The sequence below is a fragment of the Brevibacillus brevis genome, assembly GCF_031583145.1.
Classification (GTDB): domain Bacteria; phylum Bacillota; class Bacilli; order Brevibacillales; family Brevibacillaceae; genus Brevibacillus; species Brevibacillus brevis_E.
Window position 1 is genome coordinate 1,951,515 of record NZ_CP134050.1, and the last position, 24,697, is coordinate 1,976,211.

The following is a 24,697-nucleotide window of genomic DNA, read 5'->3' on the forward strand; positions in this document are numbered from 1 at the left end:
GCGCGCTGTCCGCGTGTATTGGAAGGGAGGAACCGGGATGTCGAAACAATAGGCAGCGGCAGGTACTATTCCTTGTCGGTGCCTTTTTTATCAATAGGGAGTTCGCAGTATATCGCTTTACCCATAGAGAAAACATAAACCATACGAATGGATAAAAACTACCAACGAATTGGATAAACGGAAAAGGGAGAGAAGCCGCATGGGGTTGATCGTGCAAAAATACGGGGGAACCTCCGTAGGTACCATTGAGCGAATTTTGCGAGTAGCGGACCGGATTATCAGCTACAAAGAAGAGGGACACGATATCGTCGTAGTGGTCTCCGCCATGGGGAAATCCACGGATGTGCTGGTGGATATGGCCAAACAGATCACGGCGTACCCGTCCGAGCGCGAAATGGATATGCTGCTGACCACGGGGGAGCAGGTATCGATTGCGCTTTTGGCGATGGCGCTGAACACGAAAGGCTACGACGCGATTTCGCTGACGGGCTGGCAGGCGGGAGTCACAACAGAATCCATCCACGGACGGGCGCGGATCCAGAAAATCGATACGGACCGGATTCACTCCGAGCTGGGACGGGGGCGCGTCGTCATCGTCGCGGGCTTCCAGGGCATCAGTGAAGAGGGCGAAATCACGACGCTGGGGCGCGGCGGGTCGGATACGTCGGCAGTGGCGCTGGCGGCCAGCCTGAATGCCGAGAAATGCGAAATTTTCACGGATGTCTCCGGTGTCTACACGGCAGACCCGCGGGTTGTTCCGGCTGCGAGCAAGCTGGACAGCATTTCGTACGACGAGATGCTCGAGCTGGCGAATCTCGGAGCGGGAGTCTTGCATCCGCGTTCGGTAGAGGCCGCAAAAAAATACAAGGTACGGCTGGTGGTCCGCTCCAGCTTTACCGCCGAAGAGGGTACGTACGTAGAGGAGGTTGCCAATATGGAAACAGGAAGAGTGGTAAGTGGCGTCGCACATGACGAGGACGTCGCAAAAATTACAGTGGTCGGGATGCCAGCAAAGGTAGGTACGCTCTCCCGCCTGTTCAATACGCTGGCGGATCATCAGGTGAATGTGGACATCATCATTCAGAGCTCGTACGACGCAGCGGTGACGAACATTTCCTTCACGGTAGACGCTGACGATCTGAAGAAGGCGCTGGACACCCTGCAGCAGCATCAGGCAGCCCTCGGCTTCGAGAAAGTAGACTACGAGCAAGGCTTGACGAAAGTATCCATCGTCGGCTCCGGCATGGTGAACAACCCGGGGGTAGCGGCAGAGATGTTCCGCGTGCTCGCTGAACAAGAAATTTCTATTAAAATGGTGTCCACATCGGATATCAAGGTTTCCTGCGTCATTCCGGCCGAACTGACCGAGCTCGCTGTCCGCAGCCTGCATACCGCCTACGGGCTGGATGTTGCCGAGACAGCTGTAGTCCACGGCTTGTAAGGGCAAGGAGAATACGAGGACCACTACTCCCCTCTTCCCCACCGAGGAAGAGGGGTTTTCCATGCGTACGCTCCCGGTCAATGGGTGGCGATGATGCGGATATCGCTTTTTTTCTCCAGCATCAGCTCGGCAGTGGTTTCTCTCTCCCGCCACACCTCGATGGCGCCGGCTACAATCCCGCATTCCAGCGAGAGGGTGCGGCTCAGCCTCTCTTCCGGCATGTAATGGAACATGGCATGGGAGAGCTTGTAGTGGACGCGCTGCTCGCTATCCTCCACCAGGTCCAGCTGGCCAAGCCCGAGGCGCATGAACGGCAGGACGATTCCGGCAGCCGAACGGATCGGAATCTTGCGTCCGATGTCTTTCCCGAGCCAGTAAAGAATGGCGCTCTCGCTATCTCCAAGCAGGCTGCTTGTGAGCGTCTCTCGAAATAGATGATAGCCGAGGTAAGGCATATTCATTCTCTCTGCATAGGCGATGGACTCTTGCGGCAGAAGCGCTGCTAGTTGGTCAGTCTCCTTCATCGTGCTCCCTCCTGTCTGTACTAGATTATGAGGAAGCGATGTTTTTATGACAGAATAGTAGAAAAATATCGCCTTTAGGAAAGTTTGATCTATCAATGGATTTAGTCTATTCACTGTCTTGACGCTCTTTGAGTACAGGAGTACAATTGTTTTGGTCAAAGTTTTGCCCAACTTTTTTCCGTGTTCTGACACATTTCGACACACATAGACGTTGCAGTGGAGAGAAGCATGTCATGTCTAATGGATGAATCAATGGGTTAGGATATGGGAGAAAGATCTATCAAAAGAGAGTTACATACATTGAAAGGGGGACCATAGTATGGCGAAAGGCCATAGCTTTCTCAGTCACAAGCTGCACTCACTTCTTGGTTTGTTTCCAATCGGGCTGTTTCTGCTGTTCCACTTGACAGCAAACTATCAGGCAACCCGTGGAGCGGAAGCGTTCAATAGTACGGTCAGCGCGATTGAATCCGTTCCAATTCTGCTCGTAGTTGAATTCGTATTCATCTACATTCCGATCCTGTTTCACGCGATCTACGGTATCTACATTGCCTTCCAGGCAAAGCAAAACGTAGGGAACTTCGGCTACTTCCGGAACCATATGTTCCTGTGGCAACGGGTAACAGGTATCATCACGCTCATTTTCATTGTCTGGCACGTTTGGGAAACTCGCATCCAAAAAGCGATGGGAGCAACTGTTGACTTCGATATGATGGCGAACATTTTCAGCAGCCCTGCGATGATCGTGTTCTATGCAATCGGGATCATCAGCACCGTGTTCCACTTCTCCAACGGTATTTGGTCGTTCCTGGTTCACTGGGGGATTACCGTGGGACCGCGTTCCCAACGCGTAGCTACCTGGTTCACCCTGATTGTATTCGTAGTAGTAACCTACATCGGCCTGCGTGCGATGTCGGCTTTCATTGTATAGGGATAGGGGGACTTTACTATGGCAAAAGGTAAACTTATCATTGTCGGTGGTGGTTTGGCCGGCTTGATGGCTACCATCAAAGCAGCAGAAAAAGGTGTTCCTGTCCAGCTCTTCTCCCTGGTTCCGGTAAAACGGTCCCACTCCGTCTGTGCGCAAGGTGGCATTAACGGAGCGGTAAATACCAAAGGGGAAGGCGACTCCACCTGGATTCACTTTGACGATACCGTTTACGGCGGGGACTTCCTGGCGAACCAGCCGCCTGTAAAAGCAATGTGCGACGCAGCACCTGGCATCATCTACATGCTGGACCGCATGGGCGTCATGTTCAACCGCACTCCAGAAGGTCTGCTTGACTTCCGTCGCTTCGGAGGTACTCAGCACCATCGTACGGCGTTTGCGGGTGCTACAACCGGTCAACAGCTCCTTTACGCTCTGGACGAGCAAGTGCGCCGCTTTGAAGCGGAAGGTCTGGTCACCAAGTACGAATATTGGGATTTCCTCGGAGCCGTTTTGGACGATGCAGGGACCTGTAAAGGGATTACCGCGCAGAACATGCGTTCCGGCGAAATCCAATCCTTCCGTGCAGATGCTGTCATTCTGGCAACGGGCGGACCTGGTATCATCTTCGGTAAATCGACCAACTCGATCATCAACACAGGTACCGCTGCATCCGCCGCTTATCAGCAAGGTGTCATTTATGCGAACGGCGAAATGATTCAGATCCACCCGACCGCGATTCCTGGCGACGACAAGCTTCGTCTGATGTCCGAGTCTGCGCGTGGAGAAGGTGGACGCGTTTGGACATACAAGGACGGGAAGCCTTGGTACTTCCTCGAAGAGAAATATCCGGCGTACGGAAACCTGGTGCCTCGCGACATCGCGACGCGCGAAATTTTCCACGTGTGCGTAGACATGAAGCTGGGTATCAACGGGGAAAACATGGTGTACCTCGACCTGTCCCACAAAGATCCGAAAGAGCTCGATGTAAAACTGGGCGGAATCATCGAGATTTACGAGAAGTTCGTTGGGGATGACCCGCGCAAAGTGCCGATGAAGATCTTCCCTGCGGTTCACTACTCCATGGGCGGCATGTGGGTTGACTACAACCAAATGACGAACATCCCTGGCTTGTTCGCTGCAGGCGAGTGCGATTTCTCCCAACACGGTGCGAACCGACTGGGCGCAAACTCTCTCTTGTCCGCGATCTTCGGCGGTATGGTAGCCGGTCCAAAAGCGATCGAATACATGGAAGGTCTGAAGCAATCGTCTGACGATCTGTCTTCCATGCTCTTCGACGGCTACGCCAAGAAAGAACAAGAGAAGTACGACAACATCCTGAAAATGGACGGAACGGAAAATGCTTACCTGATCCACAAGGAACTGGGTGAGTGGATGACTGACAACGTGACGGTAGTACGTTACAACGACCGTCTGCAAAAAACGGATGACAAGATCCTCGAGTTGATGGAGCGCTACAAAAAAATCAACATCAACGATACGAACAAATGGAGCAACTCCGGTGCTTCCTTTACCCGTCACCTGTGGAACATGCTGGTACTGGCTCGCGTGATTACGCTCGGCGCTCTCAAGCGTGACGAGAGCCGCGGTGCTCACTACAAGCCTGAATTCCCTGAGCGCGACGACGAGAACTTTATGAAGACGACGATGGCGAAGTTCAATCCGGAAACGACTGCGCCAGAAATCTACTACGAAGATGTTGACGCTTCTCTGATCGCGCCGCGCAAGCGTGACTACACGACGAAGCACTAATAAAACAGGAGGTAACTGATCATGGCAGAGAAATTGATTCACCTGATTATTACTCGTCAAGATAGCCCTGACAGCACTCCGTACAAGGAAGAGTTCAAAATTCCTTACCGTCCGAATATGAACGTAATCGGTGCGCTGATGGAAATCCAACGCAACCCGCTGAACGCTCAAGGTCAAAAAACGGCGCCGGTAACCTGGGAATCGAACTGCTTGGAAGAAGTATGCGGTGCCTGCTCGATGGTCATTAACGGGAAACCGCGCCAAGCGTGCTCTGCGCTTGTCGACAAGCTGGAACAGCCAATCCGTCTGGAGCCAATGAGCACGTTCCCTGTACAACGCGACCTGTCCGTTGACCGCAGCCGTATGTTCGATGCGTTGAAACGCGTAAAAGCGTGGATTCCAATCGACGGTACGCACGATCTCGGTCCTGGTCCGCGCATGCCGGAAGTGGATCGCCAATGGGCATACGAGCTGTCCAAGTGCATGACTTGCGGCGTATGTCTGGAAGCATGCCCGAACGTAAACGCGAAATCCGACTTTATCGGTCCGTTCGCGATCTCTCAAGTTCGTCTGTTCAACGAGCATCCTACCGGTAAAATGAACAGACACGAGCGTCTGGAAGCATTGATGGAAGACGGCGGCATCGGCGATTGCGGTAACTCGCAAAACTGCGTGCAGGCTTGCCCGAAAGGCATTCCGCTCACGACTTCGATCGCTCACATGAACAAAGAAACCACCAAACATGCCGTGAAGAAATTCTTCTTCTCGTAATGCTTTTAAGCAAAAGAGCGTGCAACCCGCAAGACGGGCTGCACGCTTTTTTTTGCTGAGGACGATCAGCGCAAGACGGCCTGCTTTCGAGTTCGCATCGCGAAAGAAGACAGGCATACGCCGAGTGCAATAGCGAGAAGCAACGCGGCTCCCCACGGATTGTAAAAGACGGTAGCGGTGGAATGGACGAGCAGCCCTCCGAAAGCTGCACCGCTTGCCAATCCCAATTGAATGAACGAAGTGTTGATGCCAAGAAGAAGTTCGGCGGATTCAGGGGACAGGGAAATCAGCGATGTCTGGACCGAGGGAGCCAGGAAAAACAGACTGCCGAACGCCACAGCGAGCAACGAGACGCCGAGTGCGGGCAAAGACGTGGCGAGCGGGAGGAGCGCAAGCGAGACGACAATGCCGAGCATCCCGATGACGAGGATACGCATGCTGCCCCAGCGATCGGTCGCGGATCCGCCCAAGCGGGAACCGGCTACTCCGACCAGCCCCAAGAGGAGCATGATCACTCCGGTTTGCGGGATCGTGAAATGCAGCAGGTCGACCAAGAAGGGGGTGACATACGTATTTATCATTGAAATCCCGGATTCCCGAAAAAAGGTGAACAGAAACGTCAGCAGCAAAACCGGCTGCCTGAGAAGCTGCAGCTGCTGTCGAAACGGGACGTGGGAGCCGCCATCGATGCGAGGGAGCAGGCGTATCAGGCCGAACAGCAAAATGACACTGAGGACGGCAAGCATGAGAAAGATCAGTTTCCAGCTCAGCCAGCCCGATATCGCGATGCCCAAAGGAATACCAAGCACCATGGCTGCGGAAAAACCGAGGATCAGAGTCCCGATCGCACTCCCGATTTTGTCTGGGGAAGCCAGCCGGGAGACGGCACCGAATGAGACGACGAGAAATAACCCGGCACTGACTGCGACGATCACCCGGGAAGCAAGAAGCATGACGAAATGGGATCCCCAAAGAGCAAGCAGGCACCCCGCGATGAAGACGAGCAAGGAGCCGACCAGGACCTGCTTTCGCTCCAGTCGGGAGGTCAGCGCGACGAGAATGGGTGTACCGATGGCATAGGAGAGGGAAAAGGCGGTGATCAGCTGGCCTGCCAGCGCGACAGAGATCTGCAGGTCGTCTGCAATGATCTGGAGAATGCCGCCGACGATCAGTTCGGAAGTGGCGGTCAAAAAAACACCGAGGGTGAGCAAATACAGGATCGAGCGATTCATGGATACCTTCCTTTCATTGCGCTCCGCTCTCTGACACGGAGAGGGGACGCGAGCAGTTGTGAATGATTGACAGTATAAAATCTTTTCTTACATAATGTAAGAAGGCAAAGTAAATGGATATTGTCCTGTTATTTTGACCAACTTACTTTTTGTTAGTTAAGGTGGTGGATGATGTGGCGTCCGATCAGGCAGCAAACGGTGGGAAGGAAGAAAATCATTCGGAAGATTCGGGGATTTGTGCGGTCTTGCGAATTCTCGGTGCAAAATGGGCGTTCCTCGTCCTGAGTGAGCTGATGCAGGGGCCTCAGCGGTTTAACGAGCTGAAACGGAGAGTGTCTGTCATCAAGACCCAATCGCTCACGGATACCCTTCGCCATCTGGAGCAGAACGGCCTCGTTCACCGGGAAGTCTTTCCAACCGTACCGATCACCGTGCAGTACTCTTTGACGGAGAAGGGAAGCGACTTTCAGGCGGCTCTGCTGGAGATGGAGAAATGGGTGCAGAAATGGGGCAGCGACGTGTAAGCATAAAAAAGCCAGCAGCTTGGAAAGAGCTGCCGGCTTTTTGCTTTACGGATCGGAAAGGATAAACATCCTGGCCATCTTCGCGGTCGCCCATCGGCGAGTTGGCCTCGATTAGGGTTTTCTTATGACGCTTTCAGGTCTTGGCCATCCTCTTTCTTACCCGGTTTGCTGATCGTAATTTTTCCGAGGAAAAACGTACAGACGGCACCGAGCAGGACGAAAAGCATGCCGTAGAGGAAGACGTGGTGCAGGGATTCAACCATGGAAGACTTCAGAATCGGCAGAAGCGTATCGCGAATCGCGGCCGGGATCTTCGCCAAAGTCTCCGGGCTGTACATCATCGAGTAAAGCCCTTGCGGATTCGTGTGGATCATCGATTCCATTTGCTGCACCATCTCATGCGACTGTGACGGGAGCTTTTCCAGGAACGGGACGAGCTTGGTCTGCAAGAGGCCGCTCGACTGAAAGTTCATGACCGCTCCGAGAATCGTCATGCCGAATGTACCGCCGATCTGGCGGAAAAATTGGCTGGAAGAAGTGACGACCCCTAGCTCCGATTTCGGGAACGATTCCTGGAGCGCAATCGTAATCAGTGGCATGACGAGACCCATCCCGAGGCCAAGTACGACCATGTACGACATCGCGCTCCATTTTGTCGTCTCCAGACTCATGCCGGAGAGCAGCCAGAAGCCGAGGCCCATGGCGAGCATGCCGACGAGCATTTGCGTCCGGAGCCCGACCTTGTGGACCAAGCGGCCGCCAAAGATGCTGGTCGCCATCATGGACAGCATCATCGGAATCATGACGGTACCTGATTCCGAGGCGCTGATTCCGATTACGCCTTGCATGAACAGCGGTACGAACATGATCGCGCCGAACATCCCTACAGACATCAGGAAGCCGATTCCGGACAGAAGGGAAAAGGTCTTGTTTTGAAAGAGACGCAGCGGCAGGATCGGTTCGCTGACTCGGGACTCGATCACAAGGAACGCGGCCAAAAAGACGACGGCGAGTCCAAACAATGACAGAATCTGCCACGATCCCCACGGGTAGTCTTTGCCGCCGAAGGTAAGTCCGAGCAACAAACTGACGACCCCGGCAATCATGGTGAACATGCCCCAAATGTCAATGTGGACAGGTCCTGTTTTCTTGTAGCCTCTCAGAGCGGTCGCGATCATGACGGTTGCCAGAATCCCTACGGGCAGGTTGATGTAGAACACCCAACGCCAATCCAGCGAGTCGACAATCCAACCGCCTACTTGCGGACCCACGATCGAGGAGAGCCCGTAGATGGCACCGAATACCCCTTGCCATTTGGCCCTCTGTTCGCCGGTGAAGACGTCCCCGATAATGATCATGGCCATCGGCATCATGATCCCGCCGCCGATCCCTTGCAAGGCGCGGAAGAAAATCAGTTGATTCATCGACTGAGCCATCCCGCAGAGCATCGAGCCTGCCATGAAAATGATCAGGCCTGTCACATAAACGGATTTTCGGCCGATGAGGTCAGCCAGTTTCCCGGCGATCGGCACGACGGTTGTAGAACTGAGCATGTAAGCTGTGGTGAGCCATGTCATGACTCCCAAACCGCCGAGTTCCCCTACGATGCGGGGCATCGCTGTCCCGACGATCGTTCCGTCCAAAGCGGAAAACAGCATCGCCACGAGCAATCCGGCGATGAGCAAGCCGCGGTTCTTCATTTGTTCCTCCAAAATCAATCACTCCTACTCTTGTTCGCAAATCTCTGGATGCACGTAAATGAAAGTTGGGGGAGCGCAGTGGACCGCAATCCTGGAAGTGGAGCCTATGCTTGCGACTTCTTGTCCGCAGGGGAGACCTTCGCGAGTTTTTCGAAGATGCGAATCATGCTCTCCAGCTCTTCCGAAGTCAGATGGGACAGATAATGCTGGAGAATGCCCAGCCTGTGCTGTTTCACTTGTGCGAGCGTTTCAAGCCCGGCCTCGGTGAGCTGGATGTGAACGACGCGGCGGTCATCCTCGTCTCTGTCGCGGACGACAAACCCGTGTTTATCCAAACGGTCAATCATGGCAGTGATGGCGCTAGGCTTGACCGCCATCGAATCTGCCAGCTCTCCGACCGTACACTTGCCTTTCTGGTCCAGCTGGTGAAGAATGTAAAACTGCGGTCCCGTCAAGCCAAAGGAAGGCTCGGACAATTGCGGACCCAAGGCGCGCATCGTGGATCGAACGGCCTCTTGCAGGCGTTCCATCGCGTGCTGAATATCAGGTTGCATAGGCGTCGCTCCTCGTCGAATTCGTACATTTTCTGTGCCGAATATTTCACGTGGGAAATAGTTAACGTAATTAAATATATCCCTGCCCCACTTTTTTGTCAAGAACACATTGAAGGGAATAGGTGGGGGCTTCCCAGAGAAAACTTAAAGACAATGGAAGCTTTTCCAAAAAGGGGGCAAACGATGAGAAAACGAGTTTACAGCTTAGGATTGGCGCTAGTTTTGCTTCCCGCGACAACGGCAAACATCCTACACGTACAGGCAGAAGCATCAGTTGGATCAGCGGAGATGTACAGGCAGCTCATGAATGATGTACATCAGACCGTACAACAATTACATACAGGCAAGGCGGCCCCCTCGGGTGCAAACGAAGGAAGAGCGGTTGCTGACGAATGGTCGAAGATCTCGCATGCATTCCTGGGCGAGAAAGTATCCTCCGCTTCGACCTCGACGCTGGATATGATCGAGGCTCCCGAAGCATGGGAGAAAGCGGGAGTGAAAGGGGAAGGCATGCTGATCTCGGTAGTGGATACCGGAGTCAACCCCCAGCACCCCGATATGCCTGCTCCGCGCGATAAACGATTGGCCAAGCAAAAGTCGGGATCGACACAGAAGGTCATTCGCGGCTACAACTGGGCGGACCGAAACCAAACGACGGAAGACGTGGGAGAATCGCAGCATGGGGTACACGTGGCAGGAATCATCGCGGCGAACGGAAAGCTAAAGGGTGTCGCTCCGGAAGCGCAGATCATGAGCCAGAAGGTGTTTTCCAATTACCAGGGGGAAGTGCCGGGGCTAAGCGAGTCCATTTTGTTCGCGATTAACGATTCGATCGCGAAAAAAGCGGATGTCATCAACCTGAGCCTCGGTTCCTCGGCAGGCTACGTGGATGAGACGAATACCGAGCAGTACGCCGTCAAGCGGGCGGTGGACAATGGCGTCATCGTGGTGGCGGCTGCGGGAAATGACGCCTACTTCGGGAGCGACAAGGTACGGGAGCAAAACCCGGACGTGGCGATGGTCGGATCACCCGGATTGACTCCCGACGCTTTTTCGGTAGCCTCCGTCAATGCGACTACATTGGCCGGGTACAGCTTTGGCGTGCAAGGCGTGCCAGGACTGGAGCGGGTGGTCTATCTGCACGGCCACGCGGGATCGGGCACGGTGATGACGCCCGTCTCCGCGCTGATGAAGCCGTATCCGCTCGTGTACATGGGCAAGGGCAAAAAGGAGGACTACAATGTCTCCGTAAAAGGAAAGCTGGTGCTTTTGGAACGGGGCGACATCTCGTTCGATGAAAAGCTGCGGCTGGCCAAGGAGGCGGGAGCCGTCGGGGCCGTCATCTACAACAACGAGAGCGGCCCGCTTCTGATCAGCGCTGAGCACGCCAAGCAGCTTCCTGCCGTATCCATCCTGAAGCAGATGGGGGAGCAGCTGGCCCAGGCTCTGAAAAAGGGCAGGAAAGTGACGATTACCTTCGACGGCCAATACGCGCAAAATCCGATGCCTTATCCGGATGGCGGCACGATCTCCGGGTTTTCCTCCTGGGGTCCGACACCCGACCTCCAGTTCAAGCCGGAAATTGCCGCTCCCGGTGGCGGCATCCTGTCGACGGTGCGGGAATCCGAGTACGCGGTGAAAAGCGGGACCTCCATGGCAACCCCGCACGTCGCAGGGGGAATGGCGCTGCTTAAGGAAGCGTACCAAAAGCAGGGACGCGCGCTACAGGGTCGTGCACTTGTGGAGACATTGAAGGCTGCAGCGATGAATACGGCCGAGCCGATCATCGACCCGCGACATGCCGTCTCGACCGCTACCGACAAGCAGACGAAAAAGGTGCCGTACAGCCCGCGTGTGCAAGGGGCCGGTCTGATGCAGATCGCGAAAGCCATCCGTACGCCGGTCATCGTCGTGGACCGGAAAGGAAAGGCGGGAGTTTCGCTTGGGGAAATCGGTGCCACAACGGAGTTTTCCCTGTTCGTGGACAACAAGTTCGGGAAAAAGCCGGTCACTTATCAGGTCCAGGATGAATTCGGCGTGCTGACCGATTTGCGCAAGAACGGGGTAAACATGCTGACACAGACGCCTTTCGAAGGGGCGAAGCTGCAGTTTTCCAAGCAGCAGATTACGGTTGCCCCGGGTACGAGGGCAGAAGTAAAGGTGACGCTGCAAATCCCGAAGGAAGCAGGGCGCAACCGGTTTGCAGAAGGATTTATTTCCTTTCAGCCCGATGATCGGGAGCTGCCCAAGCTGCGAGTCCCGTATTACGGCTTTTACGGAAAATGGGACGAGCCGCGCGTCATGGACGAGCCGATGTGGAGTGCGGGAAGCCAAGAGAAGCGGACAGGAGTCAAAACGACGTGGTATCACGACAAGCAAAACGACAAATGGCGTTACCGCGAATACTTGGGTGTGACCGGAGCAGGGGAAGACGGTACGGCGCAGATCGATCCGGCGAAAATCGCCTTTTCTCCCAACGGCGATGGGCATTACGACGTGGCTGCTCCCTCCATCACCTTTTTGCGCAATGCCCGCCAGGTGGTCGTGGACGTCACGGACACGTCAGGCAAGCTGATCCGTTCGCTGACGAGAGTGGACCGAATCAGCAAGTTCGACCAGTCCAAGCTGGGCACTCCTTATTACTACACGGAGCGGGAAGAGTGGGCCTGGGACGGCAAAGCCTTTTCTCCAGCGAAAGGGATCTATGAAAAAGTTCCTGACGGCAGCTACCAATTCGTGATCAAAGCCAGAATCGACGGGCGAAACGCCAACTGGCAAACGCTCACCCTGCCGGTTCGCGTCGATACGAAGCCCCCACATCTTACCGCTTCGCTCTCGGGCAACCGTGTGCACTGGAACAGCAAGGACAAGGATGTGCAAGGGTATCTGCTCTACGTGAACGGGAAAAAGGCAGGAGGGCCGTACGCGCCAAGCGTGTCCGGCACAGTAATCAATCAGCCGGAGAAACGGATGAGCGTAGTCGCGTACGACTACGCCGGAAACGTTAGCGTCGTCGACATCAACGGGAAAAGTGATACCGTCCCGCCATTCATCGAGTTCCCTGACGATCTGTTCGTCTACGTGAAAATTTCCAAGCAGCCGGACGTGGCGATCCGCGGCAAAGTGACCGGGGAAGACATGCTCGACCGCGTCAAGCTTACGATCAACAAGGCGCCGGTGAAGGTCGAGGCGGATGGCTCGTTTGAAACCATCCTGCATCTGCCGGAAGGACTCAGTTACGTCGGGTACAGCGTATCGGACATGTACGGCAACACGCGGCAGTTTACGCAGCGAATCATTGTGGATACGACAGCCCCTCTGCTCGCCTTCCAAAATGACGGTACGGAAGACGTCGTGTTCGATCCCGGCAGCAAGAAGGTCATGGTTCCCGTCCGATTCATGTATCGGGATCAGACTTACAAAGGGCAAGTCAGTGTGAACGGCCAGATCGTCTCCAGCTTTGAGGATGATCAGCTGGAAAAGCCGGTACAGAGGAGCTGGACGCAAACGCTGGCGCTGGGGCAAGGGGAAAACCGGATCCTGATCGAGGGCAAGGACGGGGCGGGAAACCAGAATGCCATCGTCGTGTACGGATACGTGGATGCAAACGCGGGATCAATCGTGCTGCACCACGGCGAGCAGCGGTACACGTATCAGGCTCGACCGATGCCGGCGCCGACCGTGAGTCTTGCACAAAAGCAAGTGGAGGCGAAAAGCGGAGAGGTCGTTCCGATCGGAGGAAAAGTGACGGGAACCGGGACGATCTCCATGACGGTGACGTACGGGGAACGGAAGTTTTCGGCTGATATCAACGATCGCGGTGAATTTCGCTTTGTGCTGGATCAAGTGCTCGAAGGAAAGCACAAGCTGGTATTAAACGCGAAGGATGCGCTGGGACGGGAAGCGAAAGCGGAAGTCACAGTGCAAGGGAAAAAGAGGGAATGATTGTCGACACCCGGCGTAGCGCATTCGAGCGCTATGGCCGGGTGTTCGCCTTGCGGGAGGAAACAAAACATGTTTTATCACGGAATTAAATGGGAATATGTGTGTAGGGAGTATCCGTTGCTATCGCCACGGCGAACGGTCAAAAACAAAAAGCAGGAGCAAAAAATGGACCGACTGCACTTGCTGCAGCAATTCGGCCTGGAGCCTGTCCATTTGCTGGAAGATGATGAATCGTACCCGCCAGAGCGCTGCATTCGCGAATGTCTGGCGTTTGGAGATACGGTTTTTGCCTTTGAACGCCTGTGCTTACCCATGTGGCAGCTGAGCAGTCACGAAGTAGGAGTAGAGGTGCTGGACTTGCGCGCTTGTGCCTATATTTTCACCACCAGGCATGAGGCGAAAGTCGAGGATTTGTTTCCAGGTATACCTTGCCTGCGTAACCATTTTCCTGTAAAGTTTTTTTGAACACATAGGAAGGAATGGGTGCCCACGCGCGTTCGCTAGGCCATCGGCAGAAGTTTCTACTCCTGTTACTCCTGCCAAAAATGACACGATCATGAGGCTATTGCAGAGAGAATTGCCCGGGAAAGGAAGGAAGCTGTGATGAAAGACCTTGACGTCTTGGATCCATTTCTAGAATCTGCTTCATTCGTGATTCAGCAGGTTTGCAACGTAGCTATCTCGCGGGGAGAAATGGCTGAAAAAGAATGGATCTATCCGGAAAACCACACCTGGATTCGGATCGGGATGACTGGCCAAGTGCAAGGTACCGTGTATTTTGGCCTGCAAGAAGAGTTGGCTTTGCGCATTGTCTCTGCCATGATGGGAGGCTTTCCCGTCACTGAAATGGACGAGATGGGGAAGAGTGCGATTTCGGAACTGGGCAATATGATCTCGGGGAACGCGAGCACCATTTTGTCTAGCCGTGGGGTGACGGTCGATATCACACCCCCGCTGTTTTTGCTGCGTCAAGACTTGAAGGAAGTAACCGGTACGGCACTTACGGCACCACTCGACCTGCAAGACATGGGACGCATGGAAATTCAGATGTTGGTCGTGGACTAAGGCGGCATTGGCCGTCTTTTTTCGTAGAGGAATCCGGCAGCCCGGACGCACCTTGCCTGGAGCTTCATGCCGATGCCTGCTCTCCGGAAAAAGAGGTCGGCAACCGCGCAGGTGACCATAGTTTTGCGGCAGATGACCGGGTCAAAAAGGGGGAAACGCCTTTGTACGGATTTGCTGGGAACAGAAAGCTGCTTGCGATCAAGGAACGAGAAGTCATCAAAGACCGGTGGCTGAAGGAAAGATTGGATACGATCCTCCCTGCGATCATGAACGAGCGGCAGCTGGATCTATGGGTCATCGCAGGGCGGGAATATCACGAGGACCCGATCGCGGAGACGCTGTTTCCCTCCGCTGTGGACAGCTCCCGACGCTTGACGCTGTTTGCCTTTTTCCTGAATAGGGACGGAAGCGTGGAGCGGTACGTCATTCATCCCAATCCGGCTTTCGCTCCGTTTTACGTGCGGGCGTGGAAGCCAGGAGGCGAAGACCAGTGGGAATGTCTAGCCCGGCTGATCCGTGAGAGGGACCCGCGCCAGATCGGGATAAATTTATCCGAACATTACAGCTTTTGCGACGGATTGACCCATACGCATTATCAAAAGCTGCTGGCAGCAATCGGAGACAAGTACGCAGCGAGAGTCGTCAGTGCCGAAAAGGTCGCGCTCGACTGGCTTGAAATCCGCAGTCAGGAGGAATTGAGCGCCTATCCGGACATCGCGGAAGCAGCGAGAAGCCTGGCGGCGGAAGCGCTGTCCAATGATGTGATAACGCCGGGGGTTACGAATACGTCGGAGGTAGTGGATTGGATCCGCCAGCAGGTCAGCGATTTGGGCATCCAGACCTCCTTTTTCCCCACGGTCGATGTCGTGAGGAAGGGCGGAGACCGGCTCGAGGACGTGGTCATACTGCCCGGTGACATCGTCCATATCGATTTTGGGATTCATTATTTGGGGCTGGCGACCGATACGCAGCAGCTCGCGTATGTGCCAAGAGCAGGCGAGGACGAAGCGCCTAGGGGACTTCAGGCAGCGATGCAGACCGCGCTACGGCTAGAAGAAATCATCGAAGAGAACTTCGTGGAAGGACGGACAGGAAACGAAATCTTTCGCCGCTGCATGCAGCAGGCCAGAGAAGAAGGGATCCGTGCCATGCTCTACTCGCATCCGATCGGAAACCACTGCCATGCGGCCGGGCCGCTCATCGGCCTGTACGACAGGCAGGAACCAATCCCGATCCGGGGAGATCTGCCGCTGCGGAACCGCACCTGTTTCGCGATGGAATTCAACATCCGGCAATACGTGCCAGAGTGGGAACAAGATGTGGTTCTTTATTTGGAGGAACCGATTTCGTTTGTCGGGGACAAGGTGCACTATCTGGCGAAGAGGCAGCGTTCATTTGCATACATCCGTTAACATACGCGCGCAGGGAAAAGGCAGCTTTGGACGAATCGAGAGCTGCCTTTTTTCCTGTACGGGATAACGATGGAGACCCCTATGCCTCTTTGCGCGCGCTCAGCACCTCCAAATAATGCGGGTTGTGCATGATGCCGAGAATGTTGCCAAATGGGTCGAGTACGGAAGCCGTGACAAATCCATGCCCGCGTTCCTTGAGCTCTTCGTACTGCGTCGCCCCCATGGCGAGCAGCCTCTGGAGTGTAGCCGCCACATTGTCAACGTGCCAGTAGAGGACAGCGCCGGACGGACCGGCAGCCGTTCCGGCGGGAGCGTAGCGCCTGTCGATCAGGCCGAGCTCATGCTGAAAATCCCCGAGGCGAAATTCTGCGTACCCCGGCCGTTCAAAGTAGGGGGCAATGCCGAGCAGCTCGGTGTACCATTTCTTTGCCGCCTCCAGATCCTCCGCCCAATAGCTCACCGTCGCCATTCCGCGAAATGCGTGTGTATGATTCATGTTTCTCGTACCTCCCGAAGAGTTTATCTGATATTCCATGCTTGTATTCATCATAGCCTTCCTTCCCTGACAGATGATGTCAGGGAAGAGTAAGTTGCACTAGCTATTTCTTTTCTTCCATTCTCTCTTCACGAAGGCGGATTTGCTGGCAGTTCAACCCGTCCTTTATCAGAAATATAAAAAAACATAAAATATTTTTGATTGTCTAGTCGAATTTTTTTAGATGGTGTATTGTTGGAAATAGTAAGGGGGGTATGTCTGTTTGTCCTATGTGAAACAACTGGTAGGGATGTTTTTTCTGGTCATCGTGGTCTGCGGCGGGCCGTTCATGTTGTATACGGTAAAAGAAGAGATTGTGTTCGCGCCGGAAAATGTGGTTGTCCGGACCGCCTACCTGATTCAGCAGATCGCAGGGGGATCGCTTGGGACTTACTACTTGGGCGAAAACGAGCGAAGCATCGCGGAGGATATCCTTCCTTTTGCCGCAAGCACGTTTGAACTGCTGTTCTCCAGCGTGTTGATTGCCGTCGTTGCGAGCCTCGTGTTTGGTTTGTTTTTGCAGCGTTTCGCCATCGTGCGCCACTTTCAAAAAGCACTCAACCTGATCGCTACGATTCCGGACTTTATTCTGATTTTTGTGTCGATTCTGGCGGCGATCGGTTTTTACAAATGGACCAATATCCGGATCATTACGCTGTCTCCGACGAGCGATGCGGCAAACGACTGGTTCCCGATGACCTTGCTGGCGATCGGCCCCACGATCTTCTTGATGAAAGTCGTCAGCCTGAAGTATACCCAGATTGGCGGCGAGGATTACATCAAGACGGCGCTGGCCAAAGGAATGGGCATCTGGCATGTGCTGTTCCATCACGTGTACAAGAACATCAAGCCCTTTTTGCTGGCTGATCTCAAAAAGACGATCGCGATCACCGTCGCCAACCTGTTCATCGTCGAGTATTTGCTCAATGTGGTCGGCTTGACGCGGTTTATTTTCAGCAAGAGCAGTCCGTACCAGTTCAATGCCGCGGTAATGGGGCTCTTGGGAATCATTTTGCTGTCGATCCTCGTCTATCTCCTGATTCGCGCGATTTTGTACCTCTTCGAGCGCGCGGTCATCTATAAATAGGTATTACTTTCATTGTCGCGAGTGAGGTTTTGCTATGCAGAAACGATTCAATGGATCGCTGTGGATGGGATCCATCCTGGTATTGCTCCTGCTCCTCGTAGGGGTATTCGGACCATCGATGGCCCCGTACGAGCTGGAGTTCCAAGAAAAGCTGCGCAATGAGGTCGTGGGAGGAAAGACGGTCATCATTTCCCCGCCGCTGCCGCCGTCCGACGAACACATCCTCGGCACGGACAAGTGGGGCTACGACCTGCTGACGCTGCTCTTGCACGGCGCGCCGTACACGGTGTTCGTGACGATCGCCATCGCCCTGGTCCGTCTGTTGATCGGCACCGTCATCGGGCTGTACATCGGGTTTCAGGACAAGCCCCAGCGCTGGTGGCTGGCGATCGAGAACGCATGGAGCTACATGCCGATCTTCATCCCGGTCTACTTCTTGCTGAAAGGCGTGAGCATCAATCCGCTCATGCCCACCTCTACACTGGTGGCCCTCTTCATCGGGGTGGTCGCCGTCCTGGGAGCGCCGAGCGTAGCCTCCTCCATCCGGCAAAAGACAGAGCAGATCAAAGAAACGCAGTACGTCCTGGCTGCGACATCGCTGGGAGCGGGGCGGGAGCAGATCATTTTCCGCCATATCCTGCCCCATCTCAAGGAGCAGCTCATCATCATCCTGGTGACGGAAATGGTCGCGATCATGACCTTGATGGGCCTCCTGGGCATGTTTGACCTGTTTGTCGGAGGCACCAAGATGACGATGGACCCCGTCATGTACCACTCCATTACGCATGAATGGGCAGGCCTTTTGGGATCGTACCGCGGCTTTGTGTACAGCAATTACACCTGGATCTTCCTTACCCCGCTGTTCGCGTTCATTTGGGCGGTCGGTTCCTTTACGCTGCTGGCCAAGGGGCTTCGGGAAAAGTTCGAACAGACGTATCATCGATCGCCATTTATTTAAGCAGAGCGAAGCAAAAGAAGGAAGAATTACCCCGGACCATTCATGGATCCGGGGTCTTTGCACTGGGGAGGATGGGCACAGGTAAACAACATTGAAGAGAAGTGAAAAAAGGGGGGAGCAGTTCCGATCCCAGATGAATAGATTGAATTGTCGGGGGCGGTGTTGGCCTTGGGTTCCGACGCCAGGTTCCTTTCGCGGGCCTTATGAAGCACTCGCGAAAGACCCGGGAAACTGGCGGCCATCGTCGTCCTTTCTTATAATGGTTCACGTCACCTGCCGAGGAGAAAAACAGAAAGTGGGACGTACCTGAGGCAAACGAAACAAGGTTCCTGGAAAACGGAGCGACAAAAAAGAAGGTGTTCGGAACCCATTGCCCATTTTTTGAATAGGATGTATGGCAAAAGCCTAAAATCCTTGAAATTCCGGCACCATCACCCACCCCCCATCATAGGATAAGGTGACTCTGTAATCCCTCAACCTTGTTCCTGTAGAGCCCACAAGGAGGGGTGGCACGATTGAAGGGTAGCGACCAAACCAAGCCGTTGTTAACGAATCGCGAAAGAGAAGTGTTTGAACTCTTGGTCCAAGATAAGACAACCAAGGAGATTGCCGGACAACTCTTCATCAGTGAAAAGACTGTACGCAATCACATTAGCAATGTCATGCAAAAATTAGGTGTAAAAGGTCGATCTCAGGCAGTAGTCGAACTCGTTCGACTTGGTGAACTAGAGATTTGAACCCAGTCCACCCAGCCTCCCTTTTCTTCCCTTGGTCGGAAGGGAGGGTTTTTTGTTTTTGCAGGCGCCTATAGCAGGATGGTTGCGAAAAAGGAAACGAACCAGATGGAAACGCTTGTCAGACAATATCTCCCGATGCTGGCGGATCTACGGGCAAAAGGATAATTGAGTCCGAAACAAACGAACAAGTAAATCAGGATCACCAAATACCCGAGCGGTGTGGGACTGGGAGGTCGGCTGCCATTTAGAGCGCCACCGTTGACGACAACAAATATGAGAACGTACACACCAGCGATTCCAAGGAAAATGTTCAAAATGACAGAAGACAGTTTCATCCACAAGGCGATTCACCTCGATTTAGTCGTTACTAGTTTGACGCGTGTTCGTCCATCATGTTGTCGTATGCTGCACATTTACAAGGGCAACAAACTGCTCAATCTGTGTTAATACTTGAACTCTACATCGAAGTTGGCAGTACCAGCTTCCAATTTGAACCAGCATTAACGTTCCAAGAATAATAACAATTGAAATACTGACATTTAGAATGACTGCTAAGAAGAGAATATATACTGTCGCCAGCGTTATGATCCACGAGGAAGATTTAGCTTTCATTCGGATCATATGATGACGTTCGTCTAACCCGCGTTTTTTCTTTGATAGTTTATTTCCAAGATAGAGGCATGACAAGCCAATGACGAGCCCGCCAAGCAAACCAAGCAAAGCATAATACGTGTCGATCATATATTCTCATCTCCTTCAAAAATAAACAGATCCTCGATTAAACAGTCAAAGACTTGAGCCAGCTTATGAGCAAGGATTAAGGAGGCATTATACTTCCCATTCTTCCAAAGAAATAATGGTTTGTCTCGACACGCCCACTTTTTCGGATAGCGTATCTTGTGCCCCCCCTTGCTCAAGACTTTTTTCACGTACTCGATTCTTCATTACTCACCTCATGTAAAGTTAGCTTTACGTAAAGTGCACTTTACAATCGAGTGTATGTCAAGCTGGCTTTACATTGATGATACTTTCGAATTTACCGCATTTAGTTAGGGAGGAAAGACGAATATGAGCAATCAATACGATAAACTCGGGCGGAGGATCACGAGCGACATGTCAACGGAAGCGTTGAATGGACTGAAAAAGGGTGACTGGGTTAGACACGTGAAGAGCAAAGGAAAAAACAGCTGGTACCAGTCTCTGAACAACGGGACCCGATGTGTCATTATCAGAGGAAAACGGTGTATGTGAAATGGATAGATGGACGAGGTCAGTATCATCATTGGGCAGGTTACAAATGTGAGTTGCTGGAGAAGATCGGGGGCGATCTACGCAATTACTCCAAACGGAATTTGCAGGTCAGCACGAAGAGCGATTGGTTAACCAAACGGTAACTTTGAGAAAAAAAACCCCTAGGCTTCCCTAAGGGTTCGTTGATGGATTATTCAACAGTAAATGTTGCAACTACATCAGGATACCCAGTTGCTTTAAAAGTAAAGATAAATGTTCCGGTAACAGCGAAAATTGCAGAACTTGTTGGTTTAAATGGCAAATTCGGTTTCGTAGTGTCATACACAGCGATTATCTCATACGATTGCGGCCCTTGATCCGGAATAAGCATAACAATTGATGTGAGTTTACTCCGCCAATCTGGATTGTCCGGTGTGATGTTAAAAAGGATTGGACTACCGACATTTACTGTTTGTGACTCGACTGTTGGTGTTACGCTATTCTCGACTTATTCCCTACTATTTTTGAGGGCTTTCGCTCGAGCCTACACCGTGCGGGCGACTTTCATCGCACACGGCGTTCCATCAACGGATAAGAAAGAAAATTTACAACGGGCAATCAAATTATACAGCTCCTATGTACTGCGTTACAGTAGTTGTTTTCGACAGAATCATCGGTTGGAGTTAACAACACAAATCGATGGGATAAATAAAAACACCCAACCAAATCCATGGAGTGTTTGCAAAGTACCAAGTTCAAAATAACTGGTTACCGGTCATTCTTCTCCAGGATCAAAATAAATTCTTCAACTTCTTCACCGCGTGAGTCAGAAAAACCCTTGTCCTCACCAGATATCCCTCTTTTTCAGATACAGCCTCATTACTTTTGTGCGGTTGAAACCCATTTTCGAAGGAGAAACAGATGCAAGCAAAGCACCCCCAACAGAATGGGATAAAGAATGGCAGAATACCACAGTTTCCATCCATTGTAGTAGAAAAATCCAATTGGGGTAAGGGTTGCTTTCTCATACAAAAGACAGAATAGCCATGTGCAAACCAAGTAGATCGTTTTTTTGGCCATGCCTTGATCATAAGGAAAGAGGTTCAGAAAAATAATGCTGAAGGAGGGGTACAGACCGATAAAAACAATCAATGCTTCGTAGTCTGCTCCGACTTTAAAGTAACCATAGAAACCATGCTTTAGGTCCAGGTACACATCGGTAACGATTGTCAGTGCAAAAGCAAATAAGGATGTCGTATACATTTCCAATCTAGTAAGCTTTTTCGGAAGGATCCAAGCAATCGTATTGAAGAGCAGAACACTGATGAGCAAAAATGTCACAGAATCCCCCACCCATAGAAAACCACGTTTATGATCATTATCGTCCATACACGCTGGGGAAAAACGTGCTCGCGTGCAAAAAAGAAAGGGTGAAATGCACAGGAGTAAAAAAACGGGAGAATAGGAAGTCTATGTTCCCGAAAAAAGATCCCCGGTAACAAGCGAAGGCTTTGTCAATTTTGTTGATCATGTGCAGGGGGATGCCTTCAACCAACTCCTCTCTGTGACCGCAAGTGTTTTCCTAGCTAGAGCGAATGGCTTTCCAGGCATCGAAAAGCAACGTCAATCCGCAAACCAATGCACCGATAAAACCTACAAGCTTAACCGCAATTCTTATGTAATAGGGGCTGACGCCTATTTCTTGGAGAAAAAAATAATCGATATCCCAATTAACCAAAGTCATTCCGACAAGAAAACCTATGACAATGCTAATCTTCGTTTGCATGATGCCTCCATCTCTTTCGCCATGTTTTTCCATGATTAGGATCGTTCATCTTTCGTAAAATAGAAACCTTTCGATATCAAATCACAAGGGAGATTTGGTTTCGACTGTTCTGAAGAGAGAATACGACAGACACCAGTCGTGTCATTACAGGGATGCCCATAAAGCAAGCAGCTTTCGATAGAGGGACAGGTCGAGACCTGGAGAGCCGTGATCATGAGGGAGTGGATGAGGCCAATTTATTCCCGATGGATGCGTGACCTCATTCGAAGAGGTGGCACAAGGCAAAAATCCGGGGATTGATCAAAGGGAAAGAGGGGCAGCATGTCAGCTGCCCATACACATTAATCGCAAGTACAAGCAACAATGGCCAACAGAACGAACAACACCAAAATCAATGCAAAATTGTCATCAAAAAATCCCATCGATATCACCCCTATGCGAGATTGAGGAGAAACCTCAAACTCAAGCTATGCGATTTCGTAAACGATGTAAGGGCGAATTTACAGGGAGTGGAAAATTTGGGTAGATGGCATGTCGTGCACACCATGCTGATTACGTAAAATAATAGCTCATGAAAACGACGACAACAGTCTGGAAGAAAGCAGTCGCGAGGTCTCCCTTCCAGCCTGCCGTTGTCAATGGACTCCTTTTGTTTCGCAATATAGTCATGAGTCGAGTGATGAGGAAAAAGCAGAGAAAGGCAATAAGAATGCGTCCCATAAGAAACACCTCTGTGTATGCGGCTTGGTACCACACGATTAACAGATTGCTTCGGCGATGACAATATCGACAGGAGCAGCTTTCTCGCAGGCAAAGGCTACGCTACGATCTCAAGCACCTAGTAGTCGAGAGACCAAACCGATCCAAATCAAAATCATCGTCCCGATAAGAGCAGCGATGCAAGCCTGTGTTGCATTGTTTTTGCAAAAGGACTCCTAGTTCACCCCGAAAAAGCAACGAATAGGATACTTGTATAATTTTACCACACGAAAGGAAATGCCGAATGAAAATTTCAGCTATCCCCATAAATTTCACCTTATGCTGCGAACTGGACAAACAAGAGTATGTATCATTCAACAAGCTTGATTGTAAAAAAGGGCAGCTTGGTAGCCGCCCACAACCATTGGAAAATTAGCAAGCACATGCAACGATCGACAACAAAACAAACAAAACCAAGATCAATGCAAAGTTGTCACCAAAGAATCCATCACTCATTGATTACCACCCCTAAGATTAGATTGAGGAACAACCTCTAGAGCAAGATATGCAAAGCAACGGACAATGTAAGGGCATTGCCACATACATTGTAATTTTGGGTTTATTTACATAGGCAGTGAAGGCATGGAGAGTGATGCGGCACGCATACAGGGGGATGGCCGGGACACAGGGAGCGGTACACATGCCGAAAAGTGGGGACTGGCAATGGAGCCCTGGGAATGCGAATGGCCCATTAATGCAGTTTTATGTTAGCGTACAGGACAAAATTCAGGATCCCTATGATGATATGGATGCAAAAAGAGGCAGCAGCAACATATAAGGCGGTTCGCCCGACACGTTTGAATGGCTGGCTTTGGTTAAACCAGGAAACGATCCATATGATCAGTCCAATGGGGAAGAAGATAAAGCTAAAGAGATAAATAATGGCTTTCTCCAATTTGTTCACTGGATTCCCACCTCTGATTTTTCATGAGCTTACAATCATGGCATGTAAGTGACGATCCTTATCGGTATCAGCTGTACTCTCGGCTGTGCTGTTCACATAAGAAAAGGGAGAGTCAAAGCAATAAATAGCCGTCCCCCGATAACAACACGGATTTCCGACCAGCAAGAATCTATTTCAATGGAGATCAATCTACCTGATACTTTTCGGACAAAGCGTGCATGGCACCTTTCCACTCTGTTATCTTCCGCCGAGATATATCTACCATTTGATCCAAAGGCTCATCGCGGCTTTTATCTGGTTTTCGTTCTGCCAGCCCGCTAAAAGACACACTGCACTGCCATGTTCTGGCCATTCTTCATGAGACAGATCCTCTTTGTTTATATTTCAGGATTATTTTACCAGATAACAGCACTGAGAGATATGACAGAGTTTTTCGTAGATCTCCAGACAACTCTACGGAACGGCTGAAGCCGAGCCTGGGAAAAAAGAAAAACCCGGATTCGTTACCCGAGTTTTTTGCGGTATCTTCGCACGTAGATCGTCTCCGCCACAAAACTGACGGCAAGCCCGATGAGAACGGGGACAAACGATCCGGCAGTTATTGTGAATCCATCAGGGCTGTCCACAAACTCGTGACGGAACGTGAGCCAAGGAATCGACAGCCATTCTCCCAGTAAGAAAAGCGCTCCTGTCGCCAGCACGAACGAAAAAAAGGTAATGAAAAAGCTAATTCGTTTCATCGAATCCCTCCTGCAGATGAACTGTACTGCCTCAGTCTTTCCAACGTCTATGTTTTGATGAGAGGTTCAGGCGCAGCCGGGAAGCCTCCCTC

25 protein-coding genes and 1 pseudogene are annotated in these 24,697 nt (G+C 52.0%); 12 read left to right on the forward strand and 14 right to left on the reverse strand.

Annotation, left to right across the window (positions count from 1 at the left end):
* Positions 1 to 199 precede the first annotated feature (199 nt).
* Positions 200 to 1,441 carry an aspartate kinase gene (locus RGB73_RS09730; RefSeq protein ID WP_310771361.1) on the forward strand — a complete coding sequence of 414 codons (1,242 nt, stop codon included), beginning with the start codon at positions 200 to 202 and terminating at the stop codon, positions 1,439 to 1,441.
* A 77-nt stretch (positions 1,442 to 1,518) separates the two neighbouring features.
* Here the strand turns inward: RGB73_RS09730 and RGB73_RS09735 are convergent, their stop codons facing one another.
* Positions 1,519 to 1,965: a DUF2507 domain-containing protein gene (locus RGB73_RS09735; protein WP_310771364.1), complete on the reverse strand. Its 447-nt coding sequence runs from the start codon at positions 1,963 to 1,965 to the stop codon at positions 1,519 to 1,521.
* Between the two features lie 319 nt (positions 1,966 to 2,284).
* Here RGB73_RS09735 and RGB73_RS09740 point away from each other — a divergent pair, with 319 nt between their 5' ends.
* Genes RGB73_RS09740 through sdhB form a run of 3 tightly spaced genes read left to right on the forward strand, consistent with a single transcriptional unit; the run spans position 2,285 to position 5,437 of the window.
* Positions 2,285 to 2,896 carry a succinate dehydrogenase cytochrome b558 subunit gene (locus RGB73_RS09740; RefSeq protein ID WP_310771366.1) on the forward strand — a complete coding sequence of 204 codons (612 nt, stop codon included), beginning with the start codon at positions 2,285 to 2,287 and terminating at the stop codon, positions 2,894 to 2,896.
* Positions 2,897 to 2,914: 18 nt separating this feature from the next.
* Positions 2,915 to 4,666: a succinate dehydrogenase flavoprotein subunit gene (gene sdhA, locus RGB73_RS09745; protein ID WP_310771368.1), complete on the forward strand. Its 1,752-nt coding sequence runs from the start codon at positions 2,915 to 2,917 to the stop codon at positions 4,664 to 4,666.
* 21 nt (positions 4,667 to 4,687) lie between these two features.
* Positions 4,688 to 5,437: a succinate dehydrogenase iron-sulfur subunit gene (gene sdhB / locus RGB73_RS09750; RefSeq protein ID WP_310771370.1), complete on the forward strand. Its 750-nt coding sequence runs from the start codon at positions 4,688 to 4,690 to the stop codon at positions 5,435 to 5,437.
* 65 nt (positions 5,438 to 5,502) lie between these two features.
* Here sdhB and RGB73_RS09755 read toward each other — a convergent pair whose 3' ends face one another.
* The gene (locus RGB73_RS09755; protein WP_310771372.1) at positions 5,503 to 6,669 is read right to left on the reverse strand and encodes an MFS transporter; all 1,167 of its coding nucleotides are present in this window, start codon (positions 6,667 to 6,669) and stop codon (positions 5,503 to 5,505) included.
* 173 nt (positions 6,670 to 6,842) lie between these two features.
* Between RGB73_RS09755 and RGB73_RS09760 the strand changes: the two genes are divergently transcribed.
* The gene (locus tag RGB73_RS09760; protein ID WP_396136183.1) at positions 6,843 to 7,193 is read left to right on the forward strand and encodes a winged helix-turn-helix transcriptional regulator; all 351 of its coding nucleotides are present in this window, start codon (positions 6,843 to 6,845) and stop codon (positions 7,191 to 7,193) included.
* A gap of 122 nt (positions 7,194 to 7,315) precedes the next feature.
* On the opposite strand, the gene RGB73_RS09765 is transcribed toward RGB73_RS09760, so the two are convergent.
* Both RGB73_RS09765 and RGB73_RS09770 read right to left on the reverse strand, forming a co-directional pair.
* Entirely contained in the window at positions 7,316 to 8,905 is a 1,590-nt protein-coding gene (locus RGB73_RS09765; RefSeq protein WP_310771374.1) for an MDR family MFS transporter, read from the reverse strand.
* Positions 8,906 to 8,997: 92 nt separating this feature from the next.
* The gene (locus tag RGB73_RS09770) at positions 8,998 to 9,447 is read right to left on the reverse strand and encodes a MarR family winged helix-turn-helix transcriptional regulator (RefSeq protein ID WP_310771376.1); all 450 of its coding nucleotides are present in this window, start codon (positions 9,445 to 9,447) and stop codon (positions 8,998 to 9,000) included.
* Between the two features lie 183 nt (positions 9,448 to 9,630).
* Between RGB73_RS09770 and RGB73_RS09775 the strand changes: the two genes are divergently transcribed.
* From RGB73_RS09775 to RGB73_RS09790, 4 genes are all read left to right on the forward strand, one after another.
* On the forward strand, positions 9,631 to 13,392 hold the full coding sequence (locus RGB73_RS09775) for a S8 family serine peptidase (RefSeq protein ID WP_310771378.1): 3,762 nt from the start codon (positions 9,631 to 9,633) through the stop codon (positions 13,390 to 13,392).
* A gap of 165 nt (positions 13,393 to 13,557) precedes the next feature.
* Positions 13,558 to 13,857, forward strand: coding sequence for a hypothetical protein (locus tag RGB73_RS09780; protein WP_310771380.1), 300 nt, complete (start codon positions 13,558 to 13,560; stop codon positions 13,855 to 13,857).
* A 138-nt stretch (positions 13,858 to 13,995) separates the two neighbouring features.
* On the forward strand, positions 13,996 to 14,457 hold the full coding sequence (locus RGB73_RS09785; RefSeq protein WP_310771382.1) for a chemotaxis protein CheX: 462 nt from the start codon (positions 13,996 to 13,998) through the stop codon (positions 14,455 to 14,457).
* A gap of 161 nt (positions 14,458 to 14,618) precedes the next feature.
* The gene (locus tag RGB73_RS09790) at positions 14,619 to 15,869 is read left to right on the forward strand and encodes a M24 family metallopeptidase (RefSeq protein WP_310771384.1); all 1,251 of its coding nucleotides are present in this window, start codon (positions 14,619 to 14,621) and stop codon (positions 15,867 to 15,869) included.
* 79 nt (positions 15,870 to 15,948) lie between these two features.
* On the opposite strand, the gene RGB73_RS09795 is transcribed toward RGB73_RS09790, so the two are convergent.
* Positions 15,949 to 16,365, reverse strand: coding sequence for a VOC family protein (locus tag RGB73_RS09795; RefSeq protein WP_310771386.1), 417 nt, complete (start codon positions 16,363 to 16,365; stop codon positions 15,949 to 15,951).
* Between the two features lie 262 nt (positions 16,366 to 16,627).
* On the opposite strand from RGB73_RS09795, the gene RGB73_RS09800 reads away from it, so the two are divergent.
* From RGB73_RS09800 to RGB73_RS09810, 3 genes are all read left to right on the forward strand, one after another.
* The gene (locus tag RGB73_RS09800) at positions 16,628 to 17,491 is read left to right on the forward strand and encodes an ABC transporter permease subunit (protein WP_310771388.1); all 864 of its coding nucleotides are present in this window, start codon (positions 16,628 to 16,630) and stop codon (positions 17,489 to 17,491) included.
* Positions 17,492 to 17,525: 34 nt separating this feature from the next.
* On the forward strand, positions 17,526 to 18,449 hold the full coding sequence (locus tag RGB73_RS09805) for an ABC transporter permease (RefSeq protein WP_310771390.1): 924 nt from the start codon (positions 17,526 to 17,528) through the stop codon (positions 18,447 to 18,449).
* Between the two features lie 515 nt (positions 18,450 to 18,964).
* Positions 18,965 to 19,186, forward strand: coding sequence for a helix-turn-helix domain-containing protein (locus RGB73_RS09810; protein ID WP_003387736.1), 222 nt, complete (start codon positions 18,965 to 18,967; stop codon positions 19,184 to 19,186).
* Positions 19,187 to 19,576: 390 nt separating this feature from the next.
* Here the strand turns inward: RGB73_RS09810 and RGB73_RS09815 are convergent, their stop codons facing one another.
* The 9 genes and pseudogenes from RGB73_RS09815 to RGB73_RS09850 all read right to left on the reverse strand — a co-directional run bounded on the left by RGB73_RS09815 (position 19,577) and on the right by RGB73_RS09850 (position 24,605).
* On the reverse strand, positions 19,577 to 19,927 hold the full coding sequence (locus tag RGB73_RS09815; RefSeq protein WP_310771392.1) for a hypothetical protein: 351 nt from the start codon (positions 19,925 to 19,927) through the stop codon (positions 19,577 to 19,579).
* Positions 19,924 to 20,131, reverse strand: a pseudogene (locus RGB73_RS09820) (helix-turn-helix transcriptional regulator). The gene RGB73_RS09815 and the pseudogene RGB73_RS09820 overlap by 4 nt, the downstream one beginning before the upstream one ends.
* A 496-nt stretch (positions 20,132 to 20,627) precedes the next feature.
* Positions 20,628 to 20,867, reverse strand: a complete 240-nt coding sequence (locus tag RGB73_RS30735) for a hemoblobin-interacting domain-containing protein (protein WP_463675651.1) — start codon at positions 20,865 to 20,867, stop codon at positions 20,628 to 20,630.
* 428 nt (positions 20,868 to 21,295) lie between these two features.
* Complete coding sequence (locus tag RGB73_RS09825) at positions 21,296 to 21,757, reverse strand: hypothetical protein (RefSeq protein ID WP_310771394.1); 462 nt, start codon at positions 21,755 to 21,757, stop codon at positions 21,296 to 21,298.
* Positions 21,758 to 21,998: 241 nt separating this feature from the next.
* A complete protein-coding gene (locus RGB73_RS09830; RefSeq protein WP_310771396.1) occupies positions 21,999 to 22,202 on the reverse strand; it encodes a hypothetical protein in 204 nt (67 codons plus the stop codon).
* Between the two features lie 341 nt (positions 22,203 to 22,543).
* The gene (locus RGB73_RS09835; protein WP_310774228.1) at positions 22,544 to 22,624 is read right to left on the reverse strand and encodes a YjcZ family sporulation protein; all 81 of its coding nucleotides are present in this window, start codon (positions 22,622 to 22,624) and stop codon (positions 22,544 to 22,546) included.
* 709 nt (positions 22,625 to 23,333) lie between these two features.
* Positions 23,334 to 23,417: a YjcZ family sporulation protein gene (locus RGB73_RS09840; protein ID WP_310774231.1), complete on the reverse strand. Its 84-nt coding sequence runs from the start codon at positions 23,415 to 23,417 to the stop codon at positions 23,334 to 23,336.
* Positions 23,418 to 23,652: 235 nt separating this feature from the next.
* Entirely contained in the window at positions 23,653 to 23,865 is a 213-nt protein-coding gene (locus RGB73_RS09845; protein ID WP_310771398.1) for a hypothetical protein, read from the reverse strand.
* A gap of 503 nt (positions 23,866 to 24,368) precedes the next feature.
* Positions 24,369 to 24,605, reverse strand: a complete 237-nt coding sequence (locus tag RGB73_RS09850) for a hypothetical protein (protein WP_310771400.1) — start codon at positions 24,603 to 24,605, stop codon at positions 24,369 to 24,371.
* Positions 24,606 to 24,697 lie beyond the last annotated feature (92 nt).

Coding starts and splice junctions, on each gene's coding strand:
- RGB73_RS09730 (WP_310771361.1), top strand. CDS start 200: ATGGGGTTGATCGTGCAAAAATACGGGGGAACCTCCGTAGGTACCATT.
- RGB73_RS09735 (WP_310771364.1), bottom strand. CDS start 1,965: ATGAAGGAGACTGACCAACTAGCAGCGCTTCTGCCGCAAGAGTCCATC.
- RGB73_RS09740 (WP_310771366.1), top strand. CDS start 2,285: ATGGCGAAAGGCCATAGCTTTCTCAGTCACAAGCTGCACTCACTTCTT.
- sdhA (WP_310771368.1), top strand. CDS start 2,915: ATGGCAAAAGGTAAACTTATCATTGTCGGTGGTGGTTTGGCCGGCTTG.
- sdhB (WP_310771370.1), top strand. CDS start 4,688: ATGGCAGAGAAATTGATTCACCTGATTATTACTCGTCAAGATAGCCCT.
- RGB73_RS09755 (WP_310771372.1), bottom strand. CDS start 6,669: ATGAATCGCTCGATCCTGTATTTGCTCACCCTCGGTGTTTTTTTGACC.
- RGB73_RS09770 (WP_310771376.1), bottom strand. CDS start 9,447: ATGCAACCTGATATTCAGCACGCGATGGAACGCCTGCAAGAGGCCGTT.
- RGB73_RS09775 (WP_310771378.1), top strand. CDS start 9,631: ATGAGAAAACGAGTTTACAGCTTAGGATTGGCGCTAGTTTTGCTTCCC.
- RGB73_RS09780 (WP_310771380.1), top strand. CDS start 13,558: ATGGACCGACTGCACTTGCTGCAGCAATTCGGCCTGGAGCCTGTCCAT.
- RGB73_RS09785 (WP_310771382.1), top strand. CDS start 13,996: ATGAAAGACCTTGACGTCTTGGATCCATTTCTAGAATCTGCTTCATTC.
- RGB73_RS09795 (WP_310771386.1), bottom strand. CDS start 16,365: ATGAATCATACACACGCATTTCGCGGAATGGCGACGGTGAGCTATTGG.
- RGB73_RS09805 (WP_310771390.1), top strand. CDS start 17,526: ATGCAGAAACGATTCAATGGATCGCTGTGGATGGGATCCATCCTGGTA.
- RGB73_RS09815 (WP_310771392.1), bottom strand. CDS start 19,927: ATGATCGACACGTATTATGCTTTGCTTGGTTTGCTTGGCGGGCTCGTC.
- RGB73_RS09830 (WP_310771396.1), bottom strand. CDS start 22,202: ATGCAAACGAAGATTAGCATTGTCATAGGTTTTCTTGTCGGAATGACT.
- RGB73_RS09835 (WP_310774228.1), bottom strand. CDS start 22,624: ATGGGATTTTTTGATGACAATTTTGCATTGATTTTGGTGTTGTTCGTT.
- RGB73_RS09840 (WP_310774231.1), bottom strand. CDS start 23,417: ATGAGTGATGGATTCTTTGGTGACAACTTTGCATTGATCTTGGTTTTG.
- RGB73_RS09850 (WP_310771400.1), bottom strand. CDS start 24,605: ATGAAACGAATTAGCTTTTTCATTACCTTTTTTTCGTTCGTGCTGGCG.